Raw genomic sequence first — 12,347 nt, forward strand, 5'->3', positions numbered from 1 at the left:
CCGGCGCCGTGGAGCGCCGGGGCTGTCAATCGCGTCCGCGCATATGCATCAGCCGTGCAAGTTGCTGTTCGGCCTCGTCCACATCGGTGAACACCAAATCCACATCGGTCACCTGCTGCAGTTGGTCCGCATCGACCACCGCGGGCCCGGCCACCACGATCAGCGTATGGGGCAGCGACAGTCGGATCGAGACACAAAGCTGCGTCAGATCGCTGAGCCGTTCGGGGTTGCTGAAGGACAGGCCCACGATTTCAGGCTTGCCGACAGCGATCTGATCCAGCAATTCGTTATGGCTGAGGCCGAGTTTCAGATCGATATCCCAGCCCTGCCGCCGGAAGAGATCGGCCGCCATGCTGACGCCGAGGCTGTGATTCTCGCCGGGAACGGTGCAGAACAACGCATGTTTGCGACCCGGTGCGCCGGGTGTGGCATCCCGCCCCACGGGGCGCAGCGCACGCATCAGCGCATAGAGATAGCCCGAGGCGCTGGTGACTTGGGAAAAGGACGCTTCGTCTTCTTCCCACATCCTGCCCAGCTTTTGCGCCGAACCCGAGATATATCCGAAATAGATGTCGCGCGCGCTCAGACCGTCGCGGCGCTCTTTCTGGATCATGGAAAGTGCTGCGTCCGGATCGTCATTGAGCAGATGGGTGCAGAACATCTCGAGGCGGTCGGCCGGAGCGATGTATTTGCCGCCGACCGGTGTGGATGCGGTCAGGCTGACAGCTTTGCTGATGACGCTATGTGCGAGCCCTTGCAGAACCTCTGCCGCGAAACTGCTCTTCTTGCGCTCGAAGAGTTCAGTTGTTTGCGCGAAAAGGTCCAAATCAAGGATGACGTTCCCGTGATCATCCATGTCTTCCTCCCTCGCCAGCATACGGTGGTACACTCGCTGTGCGTTCGACAACATAGCCCGGTTATGGGGAAAAATCATCGTAGAAAACGACCTTTTTGTGAAATTGCCAGTCTGGCCGAGCGCATCCCATTGAAGCGTCAAAGAAATTGCCTCTGGGCAAAAGACCAGACGCGCCTATCTTCCGGGTCATGAGAAAACCGCGCGGCCCAAATTGCCTTATGGGTGTCTGCCCAAGGATGATCCTGTGAACGAACGTCCCGACCCGCCTGCGACACAGTCTGCCGATCCCGTCGGTTCCGACGCCGGGCGCGGTTTGCCCGTGCCATCGGGCCGTGTGGCGCGGCTGTTGCGGATGGGGGGCATGGCTGGGGGTATCGCGGGTGGGATGCTGGTCAGTGGTGTGCAGCACATGGCCGCCGGGCGCCGCCCGCGCGCCGCCGATCTCTTGATGACCCCGGCCAATGCCAGGCGCGTCGCGCAGGAGCTGTCGCGGATGCGCGGGGCGGCGATGAAGGTGGGCCAGCTTTTGTCGATGGATGCAGGCGATGTGCTGCCGCCCGAGATCGCTGCGATCCTTGACCGGCTGCGTGAAGACGCCGATCCGATGCCGCCCAAGCAGTTGCGCTGCGTGCTGGATGCGGAATGGGGCCGCGATTGGCTGCGTGGGTTCGAGCGGTTCGATGTGCGCCCGATCGCGGCGGCGTCGATCGGGCAGGTGCACCGGGCGCGCACCCGCGAGGGGCAGGACCTGGCCATCAAGGTGCAGTATCCCGGTATCCGTGCGGCGATTGACAGCGACGTGGACAATGTCAGTGCGTTGATGCGCTATTTGGGGGCTTTGCCGCGCGGGCTGGATCTGCGCCCGCTGATGGAGGATGCCAAGCGCCAGCTGCATGAAGAGGCGGATTATCTGCGCGAGGCCGATGCGCTGGAGGCGTTCGGCGGGTTTCTGTCTGGTTCCACTGATTTTCTGGTGCCGCGTCGGCACGAGGCGTTGTGCACGCCCAATGTGCTGGCGATGGACTATATGGACAGCCGCCCCATTGCCGGATTGACCGAGGCGCCGCAAGAGTTGCGGGACCGGGTGGCGGGTCTGCTGATCGATCTGGTGCTGCGCGAGCTGTTCGAGTTCGGCGCGATGCAGACCGATCCGAATTTCGCCAATTACCGCTATGATGCGCGCACGGGGCAGGTGGTGTTGCTGGATTTTGGCGCGGCGCGCTGGTTTTCGCCGGAGTTGCGCGGGGCGTTCCACCGGTTGATGACCGGAGGGCTGGCACGCGATCGCGCGCGCGCCGAGGCCGCCGCGTTGGAGCTGTGTCTTTTCGATGCGGGCACGCCTGCGCATCATCGGGATGTGATCTTCGCGATGATGGATACCGGCATGGAGGCGCTGCGCCACGACGCGCCCTTTGATTTCGGAACCAGCGATCTAGCGATCCGGCTGCGTGACATGGGGCTTGAGATCGGCACCGAGCGGGAGTTCTGGCATGTGCCGGCCACGGACACGCTTTTGGTGCAGCGCAAGGTCGCGGGCACCTATCTTCTGGCAGCGCGGTTGCGTGCGCGGGTCAACCTGACACGGATCGTGGCGCGTTATCGGTGATGTATACCGCGCTCCGGTGCGCCGCGGCATAAGATGACGCAAAGCGAACAAGGGCTGAGCCGGGTGGCCGCAAGACCATGATCCGCTGTCGGGATGTCACCCATTGGCCGCCGATGCGCGTGGCCTCGCGGGACCGGTTTCCCTTGCCACACCTGGTTTGGCTGGGTACGCTTTTGCCATATCAAAGACGACATTCGAAAACCGGAAAGGGCGGCATCCGACGACACGCCTTTCCTGATCTGAGACAATTTCAGGCTGGACTATGCTCCGGCATCTATTTTGACTGACCTTTTCCTTATGTGAGTTCGACCTTCAGTCCATTATGTTAGACCATCCCCCCAAAGAACGCGCCGCCCTGTCCTGGGGCTATGTAGTGCTCTGGTCTGCGCTGACATTCGTGACCATTCCCTTCGTGCGTTACGGGGTTACGTTCGTGAAGCAGCGATGGGGAAGCGAGGTCTTTACCTATGTCGTTGCCGCTTGCGTCCTTTTGGCGGCGGTATCGGCGCTTTACGCCACGCGCAGGCGGTGGTCACTTTCGTCATTTGTCTGGCTTTTCGGCATCGCGGGTCTGGTGATCTACCTCACGTTCGGCCTTGCGGAGGGCAACCCGGAAGAAGCGATACACTATGTTCAATACGGTGTTCTGTCGCTTCTGCTTTTCCGGGCCTTCAGTCATCGGGTCCGTGATTACAGCATCTATCTGGCCGCCGCGATCGTGGGGACGCTGGTGGGGATGATGGACGAAACCCTGCAGTGGCTGGTGCCCGGGCGTTACTTCGACCTGAGAGATATCGTGCTGAACATGAAGGCCGTGGTGCTGGTGCAGATCGGCATCGCGGCGGGCGTTCGGCCAGGGATGATTTCAGGCTGGCCCGGTTTGGTGAGTGTGAGACGCCTTTGCTATCTCAGCGCGGTCATGCTGGGTTATCTGGGCCTTTGCCTGCAAAACACCCCGGATCGTATCGCTTGGTACGCGTCCAATGTGCCAGGGCTTGGGGGGATCGATCCGGATCGCAGCATCATGGTCGAGTACGGGTATCTGCATGGCGATGCGGCCAATGGTTTTTTTCGCTCGAGGCTGCAAGTTGAAGATCTGCGCCGCGCGTCAATGGAGCGCGCAGACGAGGGCAGGCGGATCCTTGACCAGTATCGCGAGCGGGAAAGGTATCAGGAATTTCTGGCGCTCTATTCGCCTCTGGCGGATCCGTTTCTGCACGAGGCAAGGGTTCATCTGGTCAGGCGAGACAGCCATATGAGGCGGGCCGCGAACACCGAGCAACGCGACAGGCAAGCGCGTTATTTCGCGACGGCATACTGGGAAAATCGCATCCTTCAGGACTATTTCGGCGGGGTCATCCGTGGGTCTAGTTACGAATGGTCCGCCCAGAACGAAGCCGATGTGAAGGTGGCCGCCGACCTCTCGAAGCCTTACCACAGCGCAGTCAGCAAACACCTGATCGTCCGGTTCAGCCCAGTGCAGATGGCGTTGCTGTTCACAGGAGTTGTGGGTGCCTTCCTCTTGGGGGGATACGCCTGCACACGGGCCTTGCGCCAGCGTGGGGTTGGATGATGTCGGGAATGTCACGACGCAGTTTTATGAAGGCGATCGCTGCAAGTGGCAGCCTGATCGGGTCGCCAGGCCTTGCGGGCACGTCATGGCGCATTCGGGGCTCTGACAGGGGGGACCTTCGGCTGGTTTTTTACACGGACATTCATGCTGACGGGACAGCCCAGACATCCCAAGCCCTGGCCATGGCTGCCATGGCGATCAATGCGCAAAGAGCGGATTTGGTCCTGTGCGGTGGTGATATGATCGGGGGCGGTGCCAGCTTAACTCCGGATCAGGCGGCACCGCGATGGGACGCCTATATGGACATGGTGCGCGCCATCAAGGCCGAGCATCACGCGGTGATCGGGAACCACGATCTCGTGGGGGTGCGGCCCTCAGACGGTTCTGAGGCGCTGTCCGACCCGCGCCGGGACTTCAAACAGCGCCTCGGCCTGCGGCAAAGTCATGGCACATTCGACGCGCTTGGCTATCGCTTCATCATGCTTGATTCCCTGCGCGTGTCCGAGGACGCGCACCGATACCACGGCTGGGTATCATCCGAGCAAATCGCATGGCTCCGGGAGTTGCTGTCGTCCATAGCCGCGGCCACGCCGATCGTACTGGTCCTCCATATGCCGCTTCTGACGACGTTCTTCAGCGCAACCCGGGGCGCCACCTTTGAGGCGCCGCCCAACCGTGTCGTGATCAACAATACCGAGGTTCTGAAGCTTTTCGCGGGTCACAATCTGATTCTCGTGCTTCAGGGGCATCTTCATGTCACCGAGGCCTTGCATTGGCGTGGCACCACCTTCCTGACCGGTGGGGCCGTGTGCGGAAATTGGTGGAAGGGCGCGTATTTCGAAACGGCGGAAGGGTTCAACTCGATCACCCTGAGGGGGGACCGGATCGACTGGGGCTATGTCGATTACGGTTGGACTGCGCGGGGTGAGGATCGCTAGCGTCGTGCAGATCGCAATCCACCCCCCGGGGTCGTGGGTCGCCTGATTGACAGAAACAGAGTGCGCGCGGCGCTGGCGCGGCGGTGATATCACTCAACCGCCCAACGCGCAGATGCCGAAGCTGTGCCCGGATGCGGCCAAGCCAAAAGTGGCGCATCCCTCCAAATTGGTCAAAAAAGTTGACAGGTGGTCAAAACTCAAGTGATGATTGCTGATCACGGGGTGGACGGCGCAAGATCGTTAAACGCTCCCGTGAAGATCAAGGGAGGAAATATGATGCACCAGAAGATGCTTACGAGCCTTCTGCTTGGAACGATGCTGGTTGGACCGGCAATGGCCCAAGACAATATGGATAAACTGACAAATATGCAAAAGACGGACGCGACGTTCACGTTCGTCGATCAGGAGGGGGATAGGGCAGAGTCGCTCAAGAAAATCGCCGAGCAAATCAATCTGCCTGACGGATTCGAAGCCAGTCTCTATGCCGTTGTGCCGGATGCGCGTTCGATGGCCATGGCGCCGCAGGGAACGGTTCTTTTTGCAGGGACGCGCAAGGACAAGGTGTGGTCGATTGTCGATCGCGACCGTGACCGGGTGGCCGATCAGGTCAAGGATTTCGCACCTTCGATCACCTTCGACATCCCGAACGGCCCCTGTTTTTCGCCTGACGGCTTTCTCTACATCGCCGAGCGCAACCGAGTGCTCGTGTTCCCTGCGGCCGAGTTCTTTTTCGAAGGGCCGGACCCGGCAGTCGGTGTCGTCGTCGCGCAGGGTGAATTGGTTCCGGAAGCGGAAGAAAGCTTCAACCACACGGCGCGTGTGTGTGATATCGGTCCAGACGGAAAGCTCTATATCTCGCTCGGCCAGCCCTACAATGTGCAGCCTATCGAGAAGATCGAGATGTATGATGAAATCGGCATCGGTGGCATCATCCGCATCAATACCGATGGTACGGGCCGCGAGGTCTATACACGCGGCGTGCGGAACTCGGTTGGACAAGACTTCAACCCCGCAACAGGTGAGCTTTGGTGGACCGACAACCAGGTCGACGGCATGGGAGACGATATCCCCCCTGGCGAGTTGAACCGTCAAACCGCTGCCGGGCAGCATTTCGGGTTCCCGTGGACGAATTCACGAGTCGAGATCGTCTCGGAGGCAGATGCACCGCGCCCAGAGGGGGTGGAGTTCGTCGAGCCTCAGCTTGAATTGACCGCGCACGCGGCCGATCTTGGCATGCGGTTCTATCACGATAAGAGCTTCCCCGAGGAGTATCATGGCGGCATCTTCTGGGCGCAGCACGGGTCGTGGAACCGCACAACTCCGGTTGGCGCGCGCGTGATGTTCACCGCGCTTGATCCGGAAACGGGCGACGCGATGGGCGCGCATGTGTTCGCAGACGGATGGCTTGACGAAAGCACGGGCGAATATCGCGGCCGTCCAATGGACATCGAGTTCCTGCCGGATGGATCGATGCTGGTCTCTGACGATTTTGCCGGTGCGATCTGGCGGATCGCCTACAATCCCAAGCCTGCGGAATGAAGTCTGCGGTAATAACAATCCTCGGCGGGCTTTTGCTCGCCGGGGGTGCCCATGCAGAAGACTTGGGTGATCGGGATGAAGGCCGTAAACTGGCAAGTCAATGCCGGACCTGTCATGGTCTTGACGGGTATGCCCAGATCCCGATCGCGCCCCATATCGGTGGCGAGCCTGCCAGCTATATTCGCGCACAGCTGACCGCTTTTCGGGATGGCACGCGTGAGCACGAGATGATGTCGATCGTGGCCAAAATGCTCAGTGATCAGCAAATCGCGGATTTGGCGGCATGGTATTCAGGACACCGGGTTCAGGTCGCCCTGACGCAGGACCCCTCGGCTGCGCCCGAACAATGCGTGGCCTGTCACGGTGCCGATGGGCTGCATGTCGCAGAAGATGTGCCCAACCTAGCAGGCGAGGCAAACATCTATATCGACACGCAACTCAAGGCGTTTCGTAACGGCAAACGTCAGCACGACATCATGACGCCCATGGCGCAGTCGTTGTCCGATAGCGAAATTCGCGAAATTGCGGATTGGTATGCTGATATCGGTCTCGAAATCGAGCTGGTGGAATAACCGAGCATCAATAGGGCTGGCCGATACTGTCGGCCAGTCACGCTTTTCGTCTTGATGGTCATCGGCGGTCTTGCTGCCGGTCACAATCGGATCAGGGGTTCACCCGGTAGGACAGGGGCTCTTCGCGTTCGGTTGCATCATCGAGAAGTTGGCGCACCTTGTCGTGGTCTTTGGATTTCACGCAGACCGGATCTGTCGCAGCGGCATCGCCGGCAATTGCCAAGGCCTGACAGCGGCACCCTCCAAAATCGATGGTTTTTCGTTCGCAGCTGCGGCAGGGTTCGGGCATCCAATCCGTGCCACGATAGGCATTGAATGCCGGGCTCTTGTACCAGATGTCCGACAGCGAGCGGTCCAGCACTGTCTCGAAGGTCAGATGCGGGATGCTTTGGGCCGCGTGACATGGCAACACGGTGCCGTCCGGGATCACGTTCAGCCCTGCTGATCCCCAGCCTCCCATGCAGGCCTTCGGGTAATCGGCATGGTAATCGGGCGGAACGAAGTCGAACGCCAGAATGCCGCTCAGGCGCCGGGCGGCGGTGGCAACCGTGTGCTTGACCGCTTCGGTCTGCTCGCGCGTGGGCATCAGGGCTGCGCGATTTTTCGTGGCCCAGCCGTGGAACTGGACACAGGCGACTTCAAGTCGCCGTGCTCCCATCTCGACGGCCATCTCGATCGTGCGGTCCAGATCGTCGAGGTTCTGGCGATGCATCACCGCGTTCAATGTGAGGGGAAGGCCTCGTTCCTTGATGTCTCTTGCGATTGCCAGCTTGCGTTCAAAGCCGCCTTTATATCCGCCGATCCTGTCGGCCAGCTCGGCATTCGCCCCCTGAAGCGATAGCTGAACATGGTCGAGCCCCGCCGCTTCCAGCGCATCGAGCCGACGTGGCGTCAGCCCGATCCCGGATGTGATGAGGTTGGTATAAAGCCCGGCATTCGACGCCGCGCGCGTCAAGTCTTCAAGATCGCGCCGTGATGCTGGCTCTCCTCCCGAGAGATGCAGTTGCAAGACGCCCATGTCCGCGGCTTGCAAGAACACATCAATCCACGTTCCCGTATCCAGTTCGGTGCTCTTGCGGACCATTTCCAGCGGGTTCGAGCAGTAGGGGCAACTCAGCGGACAGCGATGTGTCAGCTCGGCCAGCAGAGCGATCGGGGCGGGAATGGTCATGTCCGGACCATCACGTAAACCCGCGCGCGTAACCCTGTCAGGAACTGCTGCACGTCTTCTTCTATGCGCTCTGCAGGTGCGTCATAGGCTGCGGCAAGCGACGCGATGATCTGATCGAACGTGGCGTCACCATCGACCCGCGACAGAATTGCCAAACCGATCTCGTCCAATTCGATCGCCTTTTCAGGTGCCAGAAGAACGTTCTGACCGCGTACGCGATCGTGGTGAATTCGGACACCGCGCGGCAAATAGGGTATGTCATGGCGACCGAATGCCAAAGTCATCGCAAGCCCTCGCCAGGCTGCCATGCGCCGGGAGGAATGCGGCCCGGCTCCACATAGGCCGACCAGATTGCATCGAGCTGGGCCCACAATACTTCGGTTTTGAATATCAGGGCCGCACAGGCCATGTCTTCTTTCTCAGCGGTATCTGCATGATCCAGGACCCATTGAAGCCCGAAGGTGACATCGCGCGGGGCCTGATCCAAGCGGTTTTTGAAATAGGACAGGCTTTCCGTATTGGCGAAGGCGTAGTGTTCAAGCAGGCCTTCGATCCTGCGCTCGTGAATCTTGGGCGCGAAAAGCTCGGTCAAGGATGAGGCAACGGCCTGAAGGAGCGGCATGGTCTGCACGTATCGGACATACGCCTCCACTGCGAAACGCGTGGCCGGCAATACACCTTGGCCCGACGCCACATAATCGGCGTCGAGACCCACGGCCTCGGCCAGTTTCAACCAGCGGCGTATGCCTCCGCCTTCGTCAATTCCTCCGTCATGATCTTCGATCCGAGACCGCCACGCACGGCGCATGTCGGGATCCGTGCAGCGCGATATGAACCCGGCATCCTTCATCGGGATCGCCGCCTGATAGGCCCAGCGGTTGATTACCCAGGCGCGCACTTCATCCGGGCTGCAGTGCCCACCGTGCAGGCGGTCGTGAAAAGGGTGCTTGTCGTGATATCGCTCCTCGCCGATCTTTCGAAGGCGCGCTTCGAGTGTCTCACTGGTCATGCTGATATCTCCTGTCCGTCATGGGCGATGTCCCATCCGGACTGTTCGACGAAAGCGCGCTCTGGACTATCGGGCTGAAGGATCGGGTTCGTATTGTTGATATGAATGAAGGTCTTTGCCGCGCGCAGACCTTGGAGCCGGACAATCGATCCATCTGGTCCGCTGATCGGAATATGCCCCATGCGGCGGCCGGTCTTGATCCCGGTGCCCGACCGGATCATCTCGTCATCGTCCCACAAAGTGCCGTCGAAGAATATCAGGTCGGCGTCGGAAAGTTGTTCGAGGACGGCATCGGTCACATCGGCGCAGCCGGGGACGTAATAGGCGACTTTGCCGTTGCCGGTCAGGCGCACGCCCACTGTCTGTTCACCGATCAAGTCCGTCTGAACATCCTTGCCTTCCATGAAAAGCGGGACTTTTCCGGGAACCGCGAACAACCGCGCGGAAAGCCCGGATTGCAAGTCGAAATCCTGTGTCAACGCCACCGGGTGACGGGTGACCTTTTCCCGGTTTACAGCGTCGAATATCCGGTTTTCGGACAGCACCTCCAATATCTCACTTGTGGCGAAAAGCGAGAATGGTGTCTGTTCACGCAAGCTGAGAAGGCCGGCGATATGGTCGATATCACCATTGGTCAGAAGAACGGAGGTCACTGGCGTGTCGCGCAAGGACCGCGGGTGCATCTGTGGATTGTCCAGCATCTGCTGACGAATGTCAGGCGAGGCGTTGAGAATGCTCCAGGTTGTTCCATCCAGCGAAACCGCCAAAGAGGATTGCCCGGAACATGGAATTTTCCTGTTCCGGGCATCGACGCAGTTCCGGCATCCGCAATTCCATTGAGGCAAGCCGCCTCCAGCGGATGCGCCCAAGATTAGAAACCTCATCCCGGGCACCCCGAGTCGTCAGTTTTCAGAACAGGTCGGGCTCGTGTCCGCGGCGTTCATCTTCGGCTGGAGCGTACATGTTGATTTCCATGCCGCAGTTGATCTCTTTAAGCTTGGGTGCATTCCAAGTCATTCGGTGTGTCCTCCCATCAGGTCCTTTGTTTTCCGAGGTAGCTTTTGGCCGTCGCGAGATAGTATCGCTTCGATTAGACCCCTCATTTCGGAGTGTGGCGGATTATTTCGGCTTGTGTCAACAGACACTGCATGCGTTGAGGCAACCGTGAATGCCCCGACCGCCTCCGTTACGGCAGGTGACGAGCCTTGGCGTGCCAAGACGCGATGCGCGACCTTGGCTGCAAAACCTGCCGCATGGGTATAAGGACATGTCCCAAGCCCTGTGAACGGTGGGGCACGTTGAATGTGTTTGCCAGTTTTGCATCGTATCAATATCGTCGCGGGCAGATCGGCATTCGCCGGCTGCATCAGATCGAGATTGGTATTCCGTGACAGGGCTTTCCGTCCGAAACCTAAGTTACGCATATGGCGCGAAGCGTGCTCTGAACGACATCAGCTTCAATGTCGAGCAGGGGGCCTTCTGCGCGCTTATCGGCCCCAATGGTGCGGGCAAGTCCACATTGTTCGCTCTGCTGACGCGCCTGATCACTAGTCGGACGGGCACGATCGAGATTGCCGGACATGATCTAGGGTCTCATCCCGAAAAAGCGCTTGGCAAAATAGGAATAGTCTTTCAACAACCAAGTCTCGATCTCGACCTGACGGTTTGGCGCAACCTGAGCTATTTTGCCGGGTTGCATGGCCTTTCAGGTCAGGCCGCTGAAGCATCGATCAGATCCGCGCTGGACAGACTTGATATGGCAGAGCGCACCCATGAGCGTGTACGCAACCTCAATGGCGGTCATCGCAGGCGGCTGGAAATCGCGCGAGCCTTGGTGCATTCCCCGACCGTTCTGCTGTTGGACGAACCTTCTGTCGGCCTTGATGCCGCCGCGCGACGGGCGATCACGGAACACGCTCACGATCTGTGTAAAACCCATGGCATGACCGTTCTCTGGGCGACCCATCTGACCGATGAAATATCGGCCGAAGATCAAGTCGTGATCCTGCACAAGGGGCAGGTTCTCAGGAACTGCCCGTGCCATGAACTGACCCGGGAAAAGCCCCTGCAGGAGGCCTTTCTCGACCTTACGGATCATTGCACATGACAGCATCGTTGCTGGCCTTGCGTGCCATCGTGATACGCGATGTTCTACGCTTTGTTCATCAGCGAAGCCGGTTTGTGGCGGCCTTGGTGCGCCCCTTGATCTGGCTTGTCGTTTTTGCCGCCGGGTTTCGCGGAGCGTTCGGGCCTTTGACGCCTCCGCCGCATGTGACGCCGATCAGCTACGAGATGTATATTCTGCCCGGCCTGTGCGGGATGATCCTGCTGTTCAATGGCATGCAGAGTGCCCTGAGCCTTGTTTATGATCGCGAAATGGGGTCGATGCGGATATTGCTCACCAGCCCATTGCCGCGGTGGTGGCTGCTGGTCTGTAGGCTGCTGTCCAGCACTGCAATCTCGCTGCTGCAGGTCTACGCCTTCCTGCTTGTTGCCATGGCCTTCGGGATCCACATTCCGTTGGCTGGATATGTCAGTGCTTTACCGGCGTTATTTCTGGCGGGCTTGATGCTGGGTGCATTCGGACTGGCCATGTCGTCCAGCATCCACCAACTCGAGAATTTCGCCGGTGTGATGAATTTCGTGATTTTCCCGACATTCTTCCTGTCGTCTGCGTTGTATCCTCTGGCGCAAATGGGGGGAAGTTCGGCCCTGCTGCTTGCCCTGTGTGAACTGAACCCTTTCACGCATGCCGTAGAGCTGATCCGCTTCGCGTTTGCCGGACAGGTCAATTGGCCTGCACTGGCATGGGTCCTTGCGACCGGCGCGGTCTTTTTGGGGATTACGTTTCGGCAATACACTCCGGTGCGTGGCTTGCGTTGAGCCAAGCAATCCTTGAACGAGGCGGTGTGATGTCGGTCTCTTCAAGACAGGTCATCGGTGGACGTTGGGCGGGCAGGGGAGCAGCCATCAGGGTAAGGCACCATGCGTGGCGCAGAGCACGGATCCACGCTGGCAGCGCGCGGACACAGAACCCACAACTGCAAACCGGGCATTCCCGGTGGATATGCAGACCAAAGTTG

At 59.6% G+C, this 12,347-nt stretch carries 13 protein-coding genes; 7 read left to right on the forward strand and 6 right to left on the reverse strand.

Features of this window, described 5'->3' with window-relative positions:
* Window positions 1-25: 25 nt before the first annotated feature.
* Complete coding sequence (locus tag RAZWK3B_RS20220) at window positions 26-856, reverse strand: cobalamin B12-binding domain-containing protein (RefSeq protein WP_007815066.1); 831 nt, start codon at window positions 854-856, stop codon at window positions 26-28.
* Window positions 857-1,067: 211 nt separating this feature from the next.
* Between RAZWK3B_RS20220 and RAZWK3B_RS10945 the strand changes: the two genes are divergently transcribed.
* From RAZWK3B_RS10945 to RAZWK3B_RS10965, 5 genes are all read left to right on the forward strand, one after another.
* Entirely contained in the window at window positions 1,068-2,462 is a 1,395-nt protein-coding gene (locus RAZWK3B_RS10945; RefSeq protein ID WP_007815067.1) for an ABC1 kinase family protein, read from the forward strand.
* 322 nt (window positions 2,463-2,784) lie between these two features.
* Window positions 2,785-4,035 (forward strand): VanZ family protein, encoded by a 1,251-nt coding sequence (locus tag RAZWK3B_RS10950; RefSeq protein WP_007815070.1) that lies wholly within the window; start codon window positions 2,785-2,787, stop codon window positions 4,033-4,035.
* An 8-nt stretch (window positions 4,036-4,043) separates the two neighbouring features.
* Window positions 4,044-4,973 (forward strand): metallophosphoesterase family protein, encoded by a 930-nt coding sequence (locus RAZWK3B_RS10955; protein WP_157132226.1) that lies wholly within the window; start codon window positions 4,044-4,046, stop codon window positions 4,971-4,973.
* A gap of 273 nt (window positions 4,974-5,246) precedes the next feature.
* Window positions 5,247-6,512, forward strand: a complete 1,266-nt coding sequence (locus RAZWK3B_RS10960; protein ID WP_007815073.1) for a PQQ-dependent sugar dehydrogenase — start codon at window positions 5,247-5,249, stop codon at window positions 6,510-6,512.
* Window positions 6,509-7,084 (forward strand): c-type cytochrome, encoded by a 576-nt coding sequence (locus RAZWK3B_RS10965; RefSeq protein WP_037295598.1) that lies wholly within the window; start codon window positions 6,509-6,511, stop codon window positions 7,082-7,084. The genes RAZWK3B_RS10960 and RAZWK3B_RS10965 overlap by 4 nt, the downstream gene beginning before the upstream one ends.
* Window positions 7,085-7,175: 91 nt before the next feature.
* Here the strand turns inward: RAZWK3B_RS10965 and pqqE are convergent, their stop codons facing one another.
* From pqqE to pqqA, 5 genes are read right to left on the reverse strand one after another with little or no spacing between them, the layout of a single operon-like run.
* A complete protein-coding gene (gene pqqE, locus RAZWK3B_RS10970; protein ID WP_007815077.1) occupies window positions 7,176-8,255 on the reverse strand; it encodes a pyrroloquinoline quinone biosynthesis protein PqqE in 1,080 nt (359 codons plus the stop codon).
* Window positions 8,252-8,539 carry a pyrroloquinoline quinone biosynthesis peptide chaperone PqqD gene (gene pqqD, locus RAZWK3B_RS10975; RefSeq protein WP_007815078.1) on the reverse strand — a complete coding sequence of 96 codons (288 nt, stop codon included), beginning with the start codon at window positions 8,537-8,539 and terminating at the stop codon, window positions 8,252-8,254. The genes pqqE and pqqD overlap by 4 nt, the downstream gene beginning before the upstream one ends.
* Complete coding sequence (pqqC, locus tag RAZWK3B_RS10980; RefSeq protein ID WP_007815080.1) at window positions 8,536-9,264, reverse strand: pyrroloquinoline-quinone synthase PqqC; 729 nt, start codon at window positions 9,262-9,264, stop codon at window positions 8,536-8,538. The genes pqqD and pqqC overlap by 4 nt, the downstream gene beginning before the upstream one ends.
* Window positions 9,261-10,148, reverse strand: a complete 888-nt coding sequence (pqqB, locus tag RAZWK3B_RS10985; RefSeq protein WP_037295599.1) for a pyrroloquinoline quinone biosynthesis protein PqqB — start codon at window positions 10,146-10,148, stop codon at window positions 9,261-9,263. The genes pqqC and pqqB overlap by 4 nt, the downstream gene beginning before the upstream one ends.
* 25 nt (window positions 10,149-10,173) lie before the next feature.
* A complete protein-coding gene (pqqA, locus tag RAZWK3B_RS20590; RefSeq protein ID WP_007815084.1) occupies window positions 10,174-10,281 on the reverse strand; it encodes a pyrroloquinoline quinone precursor peptide PqqA in 108 nt (35 codons plus the stop codon).
* A gap of 370 nt (window positions 10,282-10,651) precedes the next feature.
* On the opposite strand from pqqA, the gene RAZWK3B_RS10990 reads away from it, so the two are divergent.
* Window positions 10,652-11,371: a lanthanide ABC transporter ATP-binding protein PedB/LutE gene (locus RAZWK3B_RS10990; protein WP_007815085.1), complete on the forward strand. Its 720-nt coding sequence runs from the start codon at window positions 10,652-10,654 to the stop codon at window positions 11,369-11,371.
* Window positions 11,368-12,147 carry a lanthanide ABC transporter permease protein PedC gene (locus tag RAZWK3B_RS10995; protein ID WP_007815087.1) on the forward strand — a complete coding sequence of 260 codons (780 nt, stop codon included), beginning with the start codon at window positions 11,368-11,370 and terminating at the stop codon, window positions 12,145-12,147. The genes RAZWK3B_RS10990 and RAZWK3B_RS10995 overlap by 4 nt, the downstream gene beginning before the upstream one ends.
* Window positions 12,148-12,347: the final 200 nt, after the last annotated feature.

Origin of the sequence: Roseobacter sp. AzwK-3b (assembly GCF_000170875.1) — a bacterium.
In the GTDB taxonomy this organism is placed as follows: Bacteria; Pseudomonadota; Alphaproteobacteria; order Rhodobacterales; family Rhodobacteraceae; genus Roseovarius; species Roseovarius litoreus.

Bases quoted from the DNA above. Each gene is read 5' to 3' on its own strand.
- pqqC (WP_007815080.1), bottom strand. From the start codon at position 9,264: ATGACCAGTGAGACACTCGAAGCGCGCCTTCGAAAGATCGGCGAGGAG.
- RAZWK3B_RS10960 (WP_007815073.1), top strand. From the start codon at position 5,247: ATGATGCACCAGAAGATGCTTACGAGCCTTCTGCTTGGAACGATGCTG.
- RAZWK3B_RS10965 (WP_037295598.1), top strand. From the start codon at position 6,509: ATGAAGTCTGCGGTAATAACAATCCTCGGCGGGCTTTTGCTCGCCGGG.
- pqqE (WP_007815077.1), bottom strand. From the start codon at position 8,255: ATGACCATTCCCGCCCCGATCGCTCTGCTGGCCGAGCTGACACATCGC.
- RAZWK3B_RS10995 (WP_007815087.1), top strand. From the start codon at position 11,368: ATGACAGCATCGTTGCTGGCCTTGCGTGCCATCGTGATACGCGATGTT.
- pqqD (WP_007815078.1), bottom strand. From the start codon at position 8,539: ATGACTTTGGCATTCGGTCGCCATGACATACCCTATTTGCCGCGCGGT.
- pqqB (WP_037295599.1), bottom strand. From the start codon at position 10,148: ATGAGGTTTCTAATCTTGGGCGCATCCGCTGGAGGCGGCTTGCCTCAA.
- pqqA (WP_007815084.1), bottom strand. From the start codon at position 10,281: ATGACTTGGAATGCACCCAAGCTTAAAGAGATCAACTGCGGCATGGAA.
- RAZWK3B_RS20220 (WP_007815066.1), bottom strand. From the start codon at position 856: ATGGATGATCACGGGAACGTCATCCTTGATTTGGACCTTTTCGCGCAA.
- RAZWK3B_RS10950 (WP_007815070.1), top strand. From the start codon at position 2,785: ATGTTAGACCATCCCCCCAAAGAACGCGCCGCCCTGTCCTGGGGCTAT.
- RAZWK3B_RS10955 (WP_157132226.1), top strand. From the start codon at position 4,044: ATGTCACGACGCAGTTTTATGAAGGCGATCGCTGCAAGTGGCAGCCTG.